Origin of the sequence: Pseudomonas sp. TH41, from assembly GCF_016650695.1 — a bacterium.
In the GTDB taxonomy this organism is placed as follows: Bacteria; Pseudomonadota; Gammaproteobacteria; order Pseudomonadales; family Pseudomonadaceae; genus Aquipseudomonas.
This window is the reverse complement of record NZ_JAEKFH010000005.1, coordinates 1,041,323-1,056,639: the sequence shown is the minus strand read 5'-3', so window position 1 is coordinate 1,056,639 and position 15,317 is coordinate 1,041,323. Positions and strand designations below refer to the sequence as shown.

Genomic DNA, 15,317 nt, shown 5'->3' with positions numbered 1-15,317 from the left:
TTCCAATCACTGGATGAGTCAGCTCTATTCTTTATTTCAGGATAGAGCTATCGCGTCCCAAAACCACCGGTGGTATTCAAGGTTGGCCGGATCAATCAGATGTGTCGGACTGACTTGAAGTCTGCCTTTAATGCCGCCGAATGAAAGATCGTCATTGATCACAAAACCGCCGTTATCGAACATAACATGGTGGTTTGGGCACAGGCACAACAGGTTACTTTGAATGTCCGGGCCATGGTGGGGCGCACCCAACGGGCGGATGTGTGCCGCTTCAGCGTAAGGGCCTGCGAATGTCTGTACGGACTCCCCGCAGACCTGACACTTGCATCCATACAGGTTTTTGACTTCCAACGCGATGGCGGAGTCCCGCACCAGTCTTGAAACCGCGACCAGCCGCCGTTCGACAGGGCCCAGGGGCTCTTCATTGCTGATCGACAATAATGAAGAGGCGGCTTCATAGCGGACATGGAAGGAGCGCTCCGCGACTCGGACAAGTCTGATGGTTTCACCCTCAGCTATGCCGTAGTGTTTGAAGAATCGCATTGTCTCGCCACGGGCGTATCTGAAGATCCTCTTGGTGCCGTCGATATCGGTGGACACCCATTCGTTCGTACCTTCGAATTGAACTGTCACCGGCGGCGCTGCTTCAGATTTGTTTCTCCCACCCCAGGTATCGGCAGGTGTAATAGCTGACGTTCGGGGGATATAGAAATGACCTCTGCGCAGATTCCCACCGGTTATGGAAATATCGATGTGCTCACTATTCATCTTCATGGCCTCCATGCTTGCTTGCCAGGTACTGCAATCGAATCAGCTCAACCTCTTGGGTCATGCACTGATGGGCTCACCGGATTTACTACCCTCAACATGAAGCAAAAATACATCCCGGGCCACGCTCCCCACATAACGAGTCAGCGCGTAATTGGCTGCAGTGCCGATCACGACTCCAACTCCGAATGGAATGGCTTTGGAGACTGCAGATTTAGTGAAGTTGATGCCCACCTGCTTGAAAAGCTGCTTGATGGTCTGAAGTGTGGCGCCTTTGAGGTATTCACTGACAACCCTAACAGCTGCCTTCGAAGCGACCTTGGTGGCGCCGTTTGAAGCCATTTGCTCTAGCGATCCGCAGAGCGCGATGACGAAGGACATGTGTTTGGCGTCTTCATTGGACATTTTGTTGTTGATCGCAATACCAAGGCACATCGTCATATCGATTTGCAGTTTCATGCATAACGAAACGTCCGCTGCGCCGCCTCCGACCATGGCCACTGCCGTACCGATTCCTGGAATGACGCCGGCCAAGGACGTTGCGCCGCCGGATACCGCTGCCATTTTGGAGTAGCGTTCGATGATCTTGTCAATAACCAGGGTCTGGATGCGCTCGTCGCTGGCATCCGGCTGTGCCTTGCTGACCTGGCTTTCATACTGAGCGACTAGTTCTCGGGCATCCTTGGGCGTAATGGCAATCGCCTCAACAAGTTTCATCAGTGCGGAGCCGTTGTTTTCTTCCGTCATGCGAAACCTCTGTCCGGGATTAGTTGACCACTATAGTTGCGTGAATCTGTGTGTAAATTTTCAGAGGTGGAACTATTCTGGGGGAACGATATGGCGACGCCATCCAATTAAGAGCCGTTCCTGGCGGGTATTGCCACCGATCACGCTGGGTGCCTCATTTCAACTCATTCTGCGATGTCTCTGGGCTGCCTTTGCGTCAGAATGGCAGAGCATAATCAAAGCTGGCTCAAGGAACAGAACCGTAGGCATATTCTGCCCAATCGGTCATAAGTGCGCGTCGTTTATCGAACAAATCACCCCGAAAATATGCAGCTTCGGCTTTGTCCTGACGCACATGCGCTAACGCTTGTTCGCACACCTCCCTAGGATAATTCGTCGACTCAGCGGCCCAATCGCGAAACGTTGAGCGGAATCCGTGCATGGTCAGGTCCTCTCGTTTCATTCGGCGAAGTGCCATCAGCATCGACATGTTGGATAAAGGCTTCCCCTCTCTTGCTCCAGGAAATACGTAGGAATCACTCCTTACCTGAGCCAAGCTCTTGAGTAGACTCAAAGCTGCATCGTTCAGTGGTACTCGGTGTTCCTTGGCGGCTTTCATTCTGTGAGGCGGTATTTTCCACACCTTTTTATCCAAATCGAACTCAGCCCACGTTGCCCCTAGAATCTCGTTGGTCCGGCAGGCTGTCAGGATGGTCAGCTGCATGGCTTTGTAGCTGAGGTCATCATGCTTCACGATTTCTTTCATAAAGGCTGGCATCTCGGCCCATGGCAGCGCCGGATGGTGAACGACAACCTTGACCTTAGAGCGCGGTGGAAGCAGCTTATCGAGATGTCCGCGCCATCTGGCTGGATTTTCTCCTTCACGCAGACCTCTTGCTTTCGCCGCGTCGAGTACCATTTCGATGCGGTTACGCACACGAGAAGCTGTTTCTGATTTCGACTGCCATATAGGGGTGAGAACCTGTAGCACATGCTCGGTTGTCACGTCCTCGGTGTTCAAATTTTCGAGTATGGGGAAGGCGTAGGTGGTTAAGGTGTTTTCCCACTGCTGAGCATGCTTCGCATTTTTCCAGCCTGCACGGTGAGCTGCGATGTAATCGAGCGTCACCGACTTGAAGGTTATCGCTTTAGCCTTCTGAGCTTGTTCGGCTTTTTGCAGTGCAAGGCGAGTGGCGTCACGCTCCGTGAGTGGGTCGATTTTCTGCTGAAGCAGTTTTCTCTGGTCTATGGCCTTCGACCGCGCCTCCTTGAGCGTCACATCAGGAAAGCCACCCAGACCCATCTCGCGGCGTTTGCCCGCAAGCTGAAACCGCAGTACCCAAGATTTCTTTCCGCTCGCTTTTACTACCAGGCGCAATCCTTCGCCGTCTTCGTACGTACCAGGCTCGGTTACGTTATCGACTTGTTTAGGATTTAGTTTTCCCATGAGCTTTCACCGTGAAGGAATTCGTGGTGCTCGCGACAGTTCCCCCATTTGTTCCCCCACTTGTGGTGGGAAGCAATGGGGTGGTGTCGGACAGATATGGACTGATACTAGGTTTAAAGCCTAATATTTCCTAGGGTTGAAGGACTTGATTGGAATTTCTTGGATGCCGATTAGGCGGACTATCTCTCCGCCATTACATAGAAAAAGCCCCGTAGCTGAAAAGTTACGGGGCTTTTTCGTTTCCGATAGAGGTAAGACTCAAAACGCGCCTGCAAATTGTTGTCGATTTCACAAGCCGGGATCGCTTTTGTCCCCATGCTTCCCTCTCATCAGGTTCAGTAACCCAGGCGTTGGAGTCGTATCTTCGTTAAGGATCTCCAGCGCTCGGGCATAGGCTTGTTTCGACATTTCGATACGCCGATGTTTTTCCATCACCTCTTCCGCCTTCTCAAAGGCCGCCGAACTGTGTTTGTCGTCTTTCGCTTTATCTCTAGCCATTGGGAAAGCTCCTTTTGAATGCAGATGGTTTTCGGTAGCCAAGGCTTTTTTGCCCAAGCGTTGCTGAGCTTAAGGGCAAAACCCCATCCCGCTAGACGAGCCGAAAAATCAGGAGCGGGATGTCAGACGAATCCAGAGTTCGCCTTTTCGTTAAACGTGAAGTGCTGTTCGACTCTCGGATGCACTGACATTTGTCTAGTCCTGAAACAGGTGTAAACCTGTTTCAGGACTAGACACGGAGCCTGCCCGATCATCAGTTGCACCGGCCTGTTAGCAAGCGGTAGCATCGCGTTGCTGCGGACAGGACCAATGGTTCTGTTCGAAACCAGCGCAACCCGTAGTGAGGCTTCCCTTGCTACCGCCATCACACGAATTTCGACCAAGCCTTCAATTGATCAGGCTGGCATCCGGGTGCTTCTGGAGTAAATAGCGTGAAGACTCAGAGCCGTTTTGAATTGTCGGATGACGCTCCGGAACAGGCGACCCCCAAACCTGATCTGCGCGTGGCCTTCGTGCTTATCGATCAGTTCACCCTGACCCCGGTGGCTGGTTTTGTCGACTCGCTGCGCTTTGCCGCAGACCGCTCTTTCGACAGTCGACAAATTCTCTGTCAATGGGATTGGTTAAGCGTAAGCGGTGAGCCAGTGACGGCGAGTTGCGGACTGCCGATCGCTCCGACCAGACGCCTCGACCTGGACGCCCACTACGACTATGTGGTGCTGGCGGGCGGCCTGCTTTCGGGTGTGCTGAATCCAGGGCCGGAGTTGCTCGCCTACATTCACCACATGCATGCGCGAAACGTTCCGATTATCGCGCTCTGTGCTTCCTACTTCACCCTTGGCATTGCAGGCCTGCTCAAAGGTCGACGCTGCGCGGTGCACTTCACGGTGCGCAACGAATTTGCAGCGATGTTTCCTGACACCCATATCGTCGTCGACAAGAGTTATATCGAGGACGAAGGGATATTTACGTGTCCGGGCGGAACCGCTTTTGAACTGGCCGCGGAGATCATCAGCCGCCATTGTGGAAAACGCCGGGCTCAGAAGGGGCTGGAGTACTTGCTGGTTGACGATGAGGAAATTCAGCGCAACGGCGAAATAACCGTACCCCATGTCTATCAGGATCCATTGGTGCAACGTGCCATCGACTATATGAAGATGAGTTTCGACAGCCACTGCACGCTTAAGCAACTTGCCGCCAGCCTGGGTTGTAGTGAGCGTCAGCTGCATCGCGGGTTTATGCTCAATACCCATCAACCGCCTGCGCAATACTGGCGCAAGTTACGGTTGCAGCATGCACGCAAGTTGCTTAGCGACACCAGTCTGCATGTCACCCAGATTGCTTACGCCACCGGTTTTTCGGACGCCTCACATTTCATTCAGCAGTTCCGCAAGGCCTATGGCGAAACACCGCATCTGTTCCGCAAGTTGCGGCATCAGACTGAACGATTGGTTTAGCTCGAAGGCAAATGGCTTGCTACTCCCGCTGTAGTAGCAAGCCGTGTTAGCAGGGGTCAGCTAACGTAGCGAGGATTGGTTTCGGGGGCCCATCGCTGACAGACCAGTGCACCGATAACCAGGGCCGCCACGCAGGCACCGATGGCCATTGAAGTGCCGAAGCGCTCCATTACCACTGGCAGGAGAAAGGTGCAGGAGGCCGCACCAATGCGGCTGGCGGCCACCGACAGGCCTACCCCGGATGCGCGTAACTCTGTGGGAAACAGTTCTGAGGTATAGGCGAATTCCAGCACCCCGGACGCCGCCATTACAAAAGCGAAGATCGCGAACACACCCACCACATAGACCGCAGGCATGCCGCTCCAGGTTGCCAGTATAAACAGTGCAATCGCGTTGATACTGAACGTGCCGATCAGAAACGCCCGACGTGTCAGCCGGTTGATCAACATCAGCCCGATCACTGAGCCTGCCAGCAGAAAGATGTTGTAGACCAGGCCGCCGGTGTAACTGTCTTCCACCTTCAACGCTGTGAAAATGCGCGGAATGAACGTACTCATGGCGAAGTAAGGAATGACCTGGCAGGTATAGAACACTGCGCCGACCAAAGTGTTGCGACGCCATTTACGACTGAACAGTTGGCTCCAGGAGGCTTTCACCACATTTTGCTCGATCCTGGGCAGATCGCCACCGCCAAGACGCTCGACCACCTCGCGAGCTTCGCGTTGGCGCCCCTTCTTCATTAGCCACAGCGGTGACTCGGGGGTGCCTTGTCTTACAAGAAAGACCAACAGGGAAGGCACTGCGCTACTGAACAATATCCACCGCCAGGCATCATCACCCATTGTTTGCAGCATATAGCCGATGACATAGGAGATCGTGAAACCGAGCGTCCAGGCAACGGCCATCAACGCAAGTAACGGTCCCCTGAAACGCTGTGGCACCAACTCCGCTACCAGCGATACGCCGACAACAAAATCGGAGCCTAATGCAAAACCCAACAGGAGCCTGAGCACTAAAAGTTGTGATGCATCCTGGGCGAAGAACTGGGCGATGGAAACGACGCAGAACAGCGCCATGTTCCAGCGATAGATATGCTTCCTGCCGAATCGGTCTGCCAGCGGCCCGGTCAGTAAACTACCGAGGAACAGACCAATCAGTGCGGCGCCTCCGAGTAAGCCAAGCCACAGAGCATCCAGGCCCAATGGAATGGTTGCCAGGCTGATGGCAATACCGATGATGCCCAGCACGTAGCCGTCACAGAACTGGCCTCCGACGCCACCCACGGCGGCCTTGATATGCAATGGGCGAATAGGCGATTCATCAAAAGAGCGGGTACTCGTTATCTCGACGTTTTGCATGACAATAACCTGCCTGTTGTTTTTCTATTTATTGGGTTATGGGCTTACAAGGGTGAAGCAAACGACGGTCAGGACGTCGTAATCGGGTTCAATGACCGGTGACGAACGCTGTGACATTTTCCAGCGCGGCATCCATCAGTCCCTGCATGGCCTCGGCACTGCTCCAGGCGACATGCGGATTGAGAATCAGGTTGTGTGTGGCTGCCAGGTGCAGCAGTGGGTCATCGACGCTAATCGGCTCATGGGTGACGACATCGAGTGCCGCACCCGCAATCTGACCCTGCTGCAAGGCGCCTATCAGATCGGGTTCATTGATCACGGCTCCCCGTGCGGTATTGATCAGCACGGCATCGTTCTTCATCCATTCCAACTGTTCACGACCGATCAGGTGTCGGGTCTGTGGCGTCAGTGGGCAGTTGATCGACACCACATCACTGCTTGTGAGCAATTGTTCCAGCGGCAGATAGCGTTCACCGACGTAGCGACCGTCGCGATCATGAAAGTAAACGATCATGTCCAGGCGCGTGGCCAGTTCCGCCAGGCGTTGTGCAATGGGACCATGGCCAATGATGCCCAGTACCTTGCCGCGCAGATCGCGGATGGGGTAATCGAAATAGGCGTTGCTCATGCTTTTGCCTTGTTCGCGAACACTCATCAGCAACTGGTGGTAGCGGCCCACGTTGCGCATCAGGGCGAAGATCATCGCCAACGCGTGCTCGGCAACCGCATGCGTGCCGTAACCCGGAACGCTGCTGACATGGATACCGCGCTGGTGGCAATAGTCGAGATCCACCACGTCGGTGCCGGTCATCGCCAGCGAAATCATCCGCAGTGACGGCAGTTGCTCCAGTTGGTGCACCGACAAAGGCACGCCGCTGGAAATGGCGATGGTGGCGTTAGCCAATCGAGGAACCATTGCCTCTGGCGGCGTGTAGCCATGACTCGTCCAACGGTGCGCGAACGGCAATTCCTTTATCTCCACGCTTTCTGCAAAACCGTCACGGTCCAGGAATACAACGTCATGCATCATCGACAGCTCCTAAAGGCATCAATTGTGTTTTTTCGGGGGAGGCGCGGGGGGTGTGGAAAAAGGCGCCGCAAGCGTGCGGTTCAGCCGATGGCCGTGGCCTGGATTTCCAGAAGGTAGCGGCTATCTGCCAGTGCAGACCCGACGCAGGCACGGACCGGCGGATTGTCACGGTCAACCCAGGCGTCGTAGACCTCGTTCATGGCGCAGAAGTCGTTGGTGTTGGCGAGCCAGATTTGCACTTTGGTCAGGCGGGACTTGTCGACTTTCGCCATGGCAAGAATGCCCTCCAGTTGCTGCAGGACGTCATGGGTTTGGGCGCCAATGCCAAGGCTTGGGTCACGAGCGACGATTCCGGATGTTTCGATCTTTCCATCACAGATGACGCACTGGCTGTAGCGGGCATTTACGCCCAATCGTTCGATGTTCATACCGACCTCCTTCTTGTTGATTTAATAGCCACAGGCCACTGCGGCGGGTCTTGCCGCAAAGTGTGTGGGCTGCTGCGATCAGTGGGCTAGGAAGAAAATGACGATAAACAGGAGAAATCGGCAGGTCTTTAAAATAATCTGAAAATTTACCGCCAGTAAAAATATCGTTGTTTTTTTAGATTGTCCGGGATAGCTTTCTACGACCGAAATGGCGATGCGCAAGATCCATCAGACGATCACCTGAAACGAGACGTGCCAATGAAATTCCCTGTCACCCCACCGTTGAAAAGAAGCTTTTGGTTGCAGTCCGTTGAACCTGCGCTCCAGCCGTCTGATTCACTTCACGGCGTGCATTCGGCTGATGTCGTGATTGTCGGCGGCGGATTTGTCGGGTTATGGACGGCGCTGACCATCAAAGAGTATGAGCCGCACTGCCGTGTCATCGTTTTGGAAAAAGACGTCTGCGGGGGTGGGGCGTCCGGGCGCAATGGCGGTTTCGTGATGTCCTGGTGGCCCAAAATCAAGTCGCTCACTTCGTTTTGTTCCACTGAACAAGCGACCTTTTTGGCACGCAGCGCCGAACGTGCGATCTCGGAATTGGGCGAGTTTTGTGAGCGTCATCAGCTGGACGCATCGTTCAAACAGAAAGGCTGGCTATGGACCGCGACATGCCCGGCGCACATTGATTCCTGGAACGCGACGCTTGAAGCCTGTGAGCAGTTGGGCGCCAAGCCATTTGAGCGGTTATCTCGCCGCGAAGTGGCAAAACGCACTGGCTCGGATGTTCATTTGGCCGGCGTGCTGGAGCGCAGTAACGCCACCGTTCAGCCTGCGGCGCTGGTGCGTGGCATGCGCAAGGTGGCGATGGACGCTGGCGTTGAAATATTCGAAAACAGCGGGATTACCGCCATTGACCCGGGCGACGACGTCGGGATTCACACGGCACATGGCCGGGTCGATGCGAAGCGTGTCGTGCTGGCAACCAATGCCTGGTCATCGGCCATACCTGAATTGGCGAAGCTGTTTGTCCCGGTGGGCAGCTCCATTGTGGTGACTCAGCCCATCAACGATCGCCTGGTCAATATGGGATGGAGTGGCGCTGAAGCGATTACCGATTCACAGCTGATGGTGGACTACTACCGCACCACGCCAGATGGGCGGATTGCCTTCGGGAAAGGGACTGGCTCTCTTTCCTATGGGTCAAAAATGGGACCCCTGTTCAGCGAAGATAAAGAGGGCATAAGCCTCACTGAAGCGGATTTGCGTCGAACCTACCCCCTGTTGAATGACGTTGCAGTGACCCATTCCTGGTCAGGCCCGATTGATCGTACCTACGACAGTCTCCCAGTGTTCAACCACCTGAACGGTTGCGACAACATCCACTACGGGATTGGCTGGAGTGGAAACGGGGTAGGGCCCAGTCGCATCGGTGGCCGCATCCTGGCCAGCCTGGCGCTTGGCAGAAAAGATGAATGGAGCGGCTGCGCGCTGGTTGGACGCCGTTGCAAGGCATTCCCTCCCGAGCCTGTGCGTTTTATTGGCGGCTCCATGGTTCGCAACGCAGTCATCCGCAAAGAGCGGGCTGAAATCAGCGGCAACAAAGCCAACAGGCTGGATGTGTTGATGGCCGGTTTTGCGCCGGCGGGTCTTGAAGATAAATCTTGAGGAAATTTACATGACACCTATTTTGATCCGACTCCAGAACGACGCCCAGTTTTGCGCTCCGATCCCTGCCGGCAAACCTGTCGGTGAAACGATTCCCATGACGCGCACGGCGCTGGACCAGGACGTCGCCTCGCAGAATGTATCAACCGGAATCTGGGAGTGCACACCGGGCAGTTTGAGGCGGCAGATCATGCAGGCCGAGTACAGTTACTTTGTTGAAGGCAAGGGCGTATTCATCCCGGACAACGGCGATCCCATAGCCTTCCAGGCAGGTGACGCGATCTACTTTGCACCGAATACCCATGGCGTTTGGGAAATCACTGAAACGGTACGTAAAACCTATCTGATCCTGGGGGATTGATTCCATACCGAGCAGCGTCATCGTGCTCATGGAGTCCTCGTCCGATAACGAGAAAAGCCCTGCAAGTGTAAACCTGCAGGGCTTCTCGCTCAGGCTGACCACCTTGTTAAACCCGGCCCAACGCCTGCCCCACTGTAGGAGCGAGCTTGCTCGCGATGGTCGTTAACGATAACGCGTGTTTATTGGCTGAACGCGGCGCTCTTGAGTCCATCGCGAGCAAGCTCGCTCCTACAATTGAACGGCATTAGGGCCAAAACTGGGATTTTTTTTGATCCTTCCCTAGCCTTATGACGAATGCCTGTGAGCAGCCGGGCACTCAAGAATTACGGCACAACCAGCTCATTAGCTATCATGCATACAGAGCAAATCACCGGATGACGGGAGGATGCATGACCAGATGGCGACGGCTTTGGTTATCTGTGAAGGTGCTGGCAGCCGTTGCGGCCTGCCTGACGGTGGCTGTTCAGGCTTTTCAATACATGTTGGAAAGCCCCGACGCAGTGCAAATTCATCCTTTGAGCATTGTGGGCGTCGGGCTGATTTTTGGCTTCGTCACCTTTGGAGTCCTTTCACTGATTGAATGGGTTGTCCGCCGTTTCGTGGCGCTTTTTGCCCCGGTCACTCCTCAACCTCAGGCAGAAATTGAGAGCGATGTGGAGCTAACACCGGAACAGCCACTAACGTTGGCATCTGACGATTCAACTCAGCAGAAAAATCAGTGAGCAGGGCTTCTCAGATCCTCAGCGATTTTGCGCTGCGGACTTTTTTTCGCGGGCACACGTTTAAAACGTAGGCGGCGTAATCACCCAAATCACCACCGCGTCCACCTCCCCAGGATTCCCATACCGATGCGGTTCCTGGCTCGAAAAGCTGAAACTATCCCCTTCACTCAGCTGAAAATGCCGATCCCCGACCCACAACTCAAAACTCCCCGACAGTAAATACCCCGCCTCTTCACCCTCATGGCTGTAACTCTGCTGGCTATACGTCCCTGGCGGAAACCGCGAGTGCAGCATCTCCAGTTGACGATTTGGCTGTGGCGTCAGCAGGTGATCAACGATGCCATCTTCGTAGTGCACGCTCATCCGGCTGTTTTTGCGGACGACGATGCCATCGTCTTCGGGCGTCGTTTGGGCCTCGCTGGCAAAGAACCATTGAATGGTCACGCCCAGACTGCGGGCGATGTTGAACAGGGCAGGGATGGAGGGATAAGCCAGATTCCGTTCAAGCTGACTGATGTAGCCCGCCGTCAGCTCGCTCATTTGCGCCAATTCCGCCAGGGTCATGCCCCGGCGTTTGCGCAGGCCACGAATGCGGGTGCCGAGAAAATGCGGTTCCGCCGTGGCGCTGTCTTGCGTGGGCGCACTGTTGGCAGGCGGCATCGTGCTGCTGTTGCTCATGGCGTGCTCCGAACCGGGGTTTGCGTAAAACCCCGGAGTATAAACAGCCTTAAAGCTCCCAGGCGACTTTCAGCCCTTCGTAAATCGCTTCTTCGGCGGTGCGCGGTGCGAGGCAGTCGCCGATACGCCGGAACTCCACCAGGCCTTGCAACTCTGCGCCGAGGGTGTCCACGGGTTGATGGCCCTGGCAGAGCACCAGCGTGTCGATGTTTTCGAACAGCATCGGTTCGCCGCTGGCGGTGTGTTGCAGGTAGACGGTGTTGTCGTCGCAACCGTACAGGCGGGCGTAGGGCGTGATTGGGATGCCGAGTTTGTGCAGTTCGCCGGCCAGTTGATCGCGTACGTACAGCGGCAGGTTTTCCCCGCAATGGGTGCCGTTGACGGCCAGTTGCACCTGATGCCCGGCACGCACCAGGCGTTCGGCGATGCCGGGGCCGATCCAGTCGCAGCGCCAGTCGACGACCACCACCGAACGACCGATCTGTACCTCATCGCGCAGAACTTGCCAGGCGTCTACGACCTGCAATTCACCGCCGCGCTCGAATGCCGGCCAGTAAGGCTCGGCGCCGGTGGCGACGATTACCATGTCTGGCCGCTCGCGTTCCACCAGCGCCCGATCGACGCGGGTGTTGCGCACGACACGCACGCCGGCCAGTTCCATTTCGCGTTGCAGGTTGGTGCTGGCGCCGCCGAACTCGGCACGCTTTGGTAACAACTGCGCGAGCAATACCTGGCCGCCGAGTTGCGAGCTGGCTTCGTAGAGGGTGACGTCGTGTCCGCGCTGGGCGGCCACGGCGGCGGCTTTCATCCCGGCGGGGCCGCCGCCGGCGATCATGATGCGTTTGCGCTGGGTGGTCGGTTGCCGCTGACCGAAGATCAGTTCGCGGCCGGTTTCCGGGTGCTGGATGCAGGAAATCGGCAAGCCTTTGTGGAAGTGACCGATGCAGGCCTGGTTGCAGGCGATGCAGGCGCGCACATCTTCGACATGGCCGGTGTCGGTTTTGTTGGGCATTTGCGGGTCGCAGATCAATGCGCGGGTCATGCCGCACACATCGGCCTGGCCACGCGCCAGAATCAACTCGGCTTCCTGCGGCTGGTTGATGCGCCCGGTGACGAACAGCGGAATCGACAGGCCAGCCTTGAACGTTCCGGCTTCCTTGGCCAGATACGCGGCTTCGATCGCCATGGGCGGCACGATGTGTACCGCGCCGCCCAACGAAGCCGAGGTTCCGGCGACGATGTGCACGTAATCCAAAAACGGTTGCAGTGATTGCACGGCAGCCAGGGATTCATCCTCGGTCAGCCCTTCGGGATCGCGTTCGTCGGCGGAAATGCGCAGGCCGATGATGAAGTGTTCATCGGTGTTGGCGCGCACGGCCGCGATCACTTCGCGCAGGAAACGCAGGCGTTGTTCCAGGTCGCCGTTGTAGCCATCGGTGCGACGGTTGACCCGTGGGTTGATGAACTGCGCCGGCAGGTAACCATGGCTGGCGACCACTTCCACGCCGTCGATCCCGGCCTGATACAGGCGTCGGGCCGCTGCGCCGTAACCGGCGACGATCTCATCGATCATCGCTTGATCGAGCGCACGCGGCATCACCCGAAACCGCTCGTTGGGCACGGCTGAAGGCGAGTAGGCGACGGCCAGCAGGCCATCGCTGGACTCCATGATTTCCCGACCCGGATGGAAAATCTGCGACAGCACCACCGTGCCATGCGCGTGGCAGCTTTGGGCGATTTTTTGGTAACCCTCGATGCAGGCGTCGTCGGTGGCCATCAGCACATGGGAGGTGTACCGCGCGCTGTCATGCACCCCGGCCACTTGCAACACGATCAGCCCGACACCGCCTTCGGCCCGCGCGGTGTGATAGGCGATCAATTGGTCGTTGACCAGGTTGTCAGTGGGCATCGAGGTGTCGTGACCGCTGGACATAATACGGTTTTTCAGCCGTTTGCCTCGCAGCTGCAAGGGTTCGAACAGGTGCGCAAAAGCGGGGGACGAGGTCGGCATGATGCGGGTACTCCAGGCAGGCTGACACCGAAAGACCGGGTTTTCGGCGTTGTTATTATTTACCTATAGAAATTTACTCTTAGTAAAAAATCAACTTGTTTTTTTACTGGCGCTCGCAGTAGATTGTTTTGCGCCCGAACCTGGGGCGAACCTCACAACAATAAAAAGGGTCACGCGGCGTTTCGTCGAGTGGCACCTGCAAGAGGAACCACTGATGAAATCGAACACGCTCAAGCACGGTTTTTATCCCTTGTTGCTGTCCCTGGCCATGGGCCTGGGTAGCGCTCAGGCAGCACCGGACATGGTGGTGGTGGGTTACGGCGGTGCCGGCCAGAAAGCCCAGGATGTGGCATTTTTCCAGCCGTTCAGCGTCGCGGATCACAGCAAGCTGATTCAGAGTGAATACAACGGCGAGATGGCCCGGATCAAAGTGATGGTCGACACCGGCAACGCCGATTGGGACGTGGTGCAGATCGAAGGCCCGGACCTGATGCGCGGGTGCGACGAAGGCATGTACGAAAAGCTCGACTGGAAAACCCTGGGCCGCGCCGAGCAGTTGATTCCCGATGCGGCGCAGGCGTGCGGCTCGGCGGCGCTGGTGTGGAGCGTGGCGATTGCCTACGACACGCAAAAGCTGGCACAGGCCCCGACCTCGTGGGCCGATTTTTGGGACGTGAAGAAAATTCCTGGCAAGCGCGGCTTGCGCAAACGTGCGGTGTACAACCTGGAATTCGCCTTGCTGGCTGACGGCGTGAAGGTCGAAGACGTGTATTCGGTGTTGAACACGCCGCAGGGGGTCGACCGTGCCTTCGCCAAACTGACTGAACTCAAACCCTATATCCAGTGGTGGGAAGCCGGCGCGCAACCGGCGCAGTGGCTGACGGCCGGGGACGTGGTGATGACGTCGACCTACAGCGGACGTGTGGCCGCCGCCGCGCAAAGCGGCAGCCACCTCGGGCTGGTCTGGCCGGGTAGCCTGTACGGCATGGATTACTGGGCGATCATCAAAGGCTCTAAACATGTCGATCAGGCCAAGCGTTTTATCGCGTTTGCCAACCAGCCGGACGCTCAGGTCAAGTACGTCGAGCAAATCCCCTATGGCCCGACCAATACCGAAGCCGCCGCCAAACTGGACAGCAAACTCGCCCAATGGGTGCCCACCGCGCCGCAAAACCTCAAAGGCGCGCTGTCGATGGACGTAGCGTTCTGGGTCGATCACGGCGAAGAACTTGAAGAGCGTTTCAACGCCTGGGCCAGCAAGTAATTGCCATCGGCTGGACGCGATAACGCGTCCGGCCTTACTGTGACGCGCAGTCGATCAGCCTGGAGAACCAAAACAATGAATGAGATCGTCACGAACCTTGGCGCGACGCCTCAGCGCAGCGCAACCGAACAGCGCCTGCGTGAAGAGTTGGCGGCCTGTTATCGATTGATCGCGCACTTTCGCATGACCGATCTGATCTTTACCCACATCTCGGTACGTTTGCCGGGGCCTGAGCATCACTTCCTGATCAATCCGTACGGGCTGATGTTCGAAGAAATCACTGCGTCCAATCTGGTAAAGATCGACCTCGATGGTCGGACCGTGGAGCCGTCGCCGTATCCGGTCAATCCGGCAGGTTTCGTGATTCACAGCGCCATTCACGGCGCTCGTGACGACGCGCAATGCGTGCTGCATACGCACACCAAATCGGGTTGCGCAGTCGCAGCGTTGAAATGCGGATTGTTGCCGGTGAACCAGATTTCCATGGAGTTCTACGGTCGGGTCGCCTACCACGACTATGAAGGCGTGGCGCTGGACATGAGCGAACAGCAGCGTCTGGTGCAGGACCTCGGCGACAAGTCGGTGCTGATGCTGCGCAACCACGGTTTGCTGACCGTCGGTGAATCGGTGAGCCAGGCGTTTTTGCGCATGTATTACCTGGAAAAAGCCTGCGAAATCCAGTTGGCCGCGCAAGCTGCCGGTGAGCTGGTTTTGCCGCCCGTCGAGGTGTGTGAACACACCGAGCGCCAGTTCAACGATCCTGGCCGTCCGTTGGAGGAGGGGCAGTTGAGTGACCCGGATGGTCTGCAGTTGGCGTGGGCGGCTTTGTTGAGATTGCTTGACCGTGTTGCGCCGGGTTATCGCGACTGACCTGAATCTTTCTGTGAGTGGGCTGGCTCCTTCG

The 15,317-nt window shown here is 56.5% G+C and carries 15 protein-coding genes; 6 read left to right on the top strand and 9 right to left on the bottom strand.

From position 1 onward, the window contains the following. Positions 1–36: 36 nt before the first annotated feature. The 4 genes from JFU37_RS23275 to JFU37_RS23260 all read right to left on the bottom strand — a co-directional run bounded on the left by JFU37_RS23275 (position 37) and on the right by JFU37_RS23260 (position 3,439). Entirely contained in the window at positions 37–774 is a 738-nt protein-coding gene (locus JFU37_RS23275) for an HNH endonuclease (RefSeq protein ID WP_201119302.1), read from the bottom strand. 54 nt (positions 775–828) lie between these two features. Beyond that, the gene (locus JFU37_RS23270) at positions 829–1,515 is read right to left on the bottom strand and encodes a hypothetical protein (protein WP_201119300.1); all 687 of its coding nucleotides are present in this window, start codon (positions 1,513–1,515) and stop codon (positions 829–831) included. A gap of 226 nt (positions 1,516–1,741) precedes the next feature. Next, positions 1,742–2,941, bottom strand: a complete 1,200-nt coding sequence (locus tag JFU37_RS23265) for a tyrosine-type recombinase/integrase (RefSeq protein ID WP_201119298.1) — start codon at positions 2,939–2,941, stop codon at positions 1,742–1,744. A 288-nt stretch (positions 2,942–3,229) separates the two neighbouring features. Beyond that, positions 3,230–3,439, bottom strand: coding sequence for a type II toxin -antitoxin system TacA 1-like antitoxin (locus JFU37_RS23260; RefSeq protein ID WP_201119296.1), 210 nt, complete (start codon positions 3,437–3,439; stop codon positions 3,230–3,232). A 431-nt stretch (positions 3,440–3,870) separates the two neighbouring features. On the opposite strand from JFU37_RS23260, the gene JFU37_RS23255 reads away from it, so the two are divergent. After that, positions 3,871–4,896 (top strand): GlxA family transcriptional regulator, encoded by a 1,026-nt coding sequence (locus JFU37_RS23255; RefSeq protein WP_342214970.1) that lies wholly within the window; start codon positions 3,871–3,873, stop codon positions 4,894–4,896. Positions 4,897–4,952: 56 nt separating this feature from the next. Here JFU37_RS23255 and JFU37_RS23250 read toward each other — a convergent pair whose 3' ends face one another. The 3 genes from JFU37_RS23250 to JFU37_RS23240 form a co-directional block, all read right to left on the bottom strand. Next, the gene (locus JFU37_RS23250) at positions 4,953–6,254 is read right to left on the bottom strand and encodes an MFS transporter (protein ID WP_201119293.1); all 1,302 of its coding nucleotides are present in this window, start codon (positions 6,252–6,254) and stop codon (positions 4,953–4,955) included. An 88-nt stretch (positions 6,255–6,342) separates the two neighbouring features. Next, the gene (locus JFU37_RS23245; RefSeq protein WP_201119291.1) at positions 6,343–7,284 is read right to left on the bottom strand and encodes an NAD(P)-dependent oxidoreductase; all 942 of its coding nucleotides are present in this window, start codon (positions 7,282–7,284) and stop codon (positions 6,343–6,345) included. 80 nt (positions 7,285–7,364) lie between these two features. Continuing rightward, a complete protein-coding gene (locus JFU37_RS23240; RefSeq protein WP_201119288.1) occupies positions 7,365–7,712 on the bottom strand; it encodes a RidA family protein in 348 nt (115 codons plus the stop codon). Between the two features lie 258 nt (positions 7,713–7,970). On the opposite strand from JFU37_RS23240, the gene JFU37_RS23235 reads away from it, so the two are divergent. From JFU37_RS23235 to JFU37_RS23225, 3 genes are all read left to right on the top strand, one after another. Continuing rightward, positions 7,971–9,377: an NAD(P)/FAD-dependent oxidoreductase gene (locus JFU37_RS23235; protein WP_201119286.1), complete on the top strand. Its 1,407-nt coding sequence runs from the start codon at positions 7,971–7,973 to the stop codon at positions 9,375–9,377. Between the two features lie 10 nt (positions 9,378–9,387). After that, positions 9,388–9,738, top strand: a complete 351-nt coding sequence (locus JFU37_RS23230; protein WP_201119284.1) for a cupin domain-containing protein — start codon at positions 9,388–9,390, stop codon at positions 9,736–9,738. Between the two features lie 389 nt (positions 9,739–10,127). Next, positions 10,128–10,460: a hypothetical protein gene (locus JFU37_RS23225; RefSeq protein ID WP_201119282.1), complete on the top strand. Its 333-nt coding sequence runs from the start codon at positions 10,128–10,130 to the stop codon at positions 10,458–10,460. Positions 10,461–10,520: 60 nt separating this feature from the next. On the opposite strand, the gene JFU37_RS23220 is transcribed toward JFU37_RS23225, so the two are convergent. Further along, a complete protein-coding gene (locus JFU37_RS23220) occupies positions 10,521–11,120 on the bottom strand; it encodes a cupin domain-containing protein (RefSeq protein ID WP_201119509.1) in 600 nt (199 codons plus the stop codon). Positions 11,121–11,187: 67 nt separating this feature from the next. Then, entirely contained in the window at positions 11,188–13,149 is a 1,962-nt protein-coding gene (locus JFU37_RS23215) for an oxidoreductase (protein ID WP_201119280.1), read from the bottom strand. Between the two features lie 214 nt (positions 13,150–13,363). Here JFU37_RS23215 and JFU37_RS23210 point away from each other — a divergent pair, with 214 nt between their 5' ends. After that, on the top strand, positions 13,364–14,413 hold the full coding sequence (locus JFU37_RS23210) for an ABC transporter substrate-binding protein (protein ID WP_201119277.1): 1,050 nt from the start codon (positions 13,364–13,366) through the stop codon (positions 14,411–14,413). A gap of 75 nt (positions 14,414–14,488) precedes the next feature. Next, positions 14,489–15,283, top strand: a complete 795-nt coding sequence (locus tag JFU37_RS23205) for a class II aldolase/adducin family protein (protein ID WP_201119275.1) — start codon at positions 14,489–14,491, stop codon at positions 15,281–15,283. The last annotated feature ends 34 nt before the right edge of the window (positions 15,284–15,317 follow it).

Bases quoted from the DNA above. Each gene is read 5' to 3' on its own strand.
- JFU37_RS23205 (WP_201119275.1), top strand. From the start codon at position 14,489: ATGAATGAGATCGTCACGAACCTTGGCGCGACGCCTCAGCGCAGCGCA.
- JFU37_RS23235 (WP_201119286.1), top strand. From the start codon at position 7,971: ATGAAATTCCCTGTCACCCCACCGTTGAAAAGAAGCTTTTGGTTGCAG.
- JFU37_RS23250 (WP_201119293.1), bottom strand. From the start codon at position 6,254: ATGCAAAACGTCGAGATAACGAGTACCCGCTCTTTTGATGAATCGCCT.
- JFU37_RS23220 (WP_201119509.1), bottom strand. From the start codon at position 11,120: ATGCCGCCTGCCAACAGTGCGCCCACGCAAGACAGCGCCACGGCGGAA.
- JFU37_RS23230 (WP_201119284.1), top strand. From the start codon at position 9,388: ATGACACCTATTTTGATCCGACTCCAGAACGACGCCCAGTTTTGCGCT.
- JFU37_RS23225 (WP_201119282.1), top strand. From the start codon at position 10,128: ATGACCAGATGGCGACGGCTTTGGTTATCTGTGAAGGTGCTGGCAGCC.
- JFU37_RS23210 (WP_201119277.1), top strand. From the start codon at position 13,364: ATGAAATCGAACACGCTCAAGCACGGTTTTTATCCCTTGTTGCTGTCC.
- JFU37_RS23270 (WP_201119300.1), bottom strand. From the start codon at position 1,515: ATGACGGAAGAAAACAACGGCTCCGCACTGATGAAACTTGTTGAGGCG.
- JFU37_RS23245 (WP_201119291.1), bottom strand. From the start codon at position 7,284: ATGATGCATGACGTTGTATTCCTGGACCGTGACGGTTTTGCAGAAAGC.
- JFU37_RS23215 (WP_201119280.1), bottom strand. From the start codon at position 13,149: ATGCCGACCTCGTCCCCCGCTTTTGCGCACCTGTTCGAACCCTTGCAG.
- JFU37_RS23260 (WP_201119296.1), bottom strand. From the start codon at position 3,439: ATGGCTAGAGATAAAGCGAAAGACGACAAACACAGTTCGGCGGCCTTT.
- JFU37_RS23265 (WP_201119298.1), bottom strand. From the start codon at position 2,941: ATGGGAAAACTAAATCCTAAACAAGTCGATAACGTAACCGAGCCTGGT.
- JFU37_RS23240 (WP_201119288.1), bottom strand. From the start codon at position 7,712: ATGAACATCGAACGATTGGGCGTAAATGCCCGCTACAGCCAGTGCGTC.
- JFU37_RS23275 (WP_201119302.1), bottom strand. From the start codon at position 774: ATGAAGATGAATAGTGAGCACATCGATATTTCCATAACCGGTGGGAAT.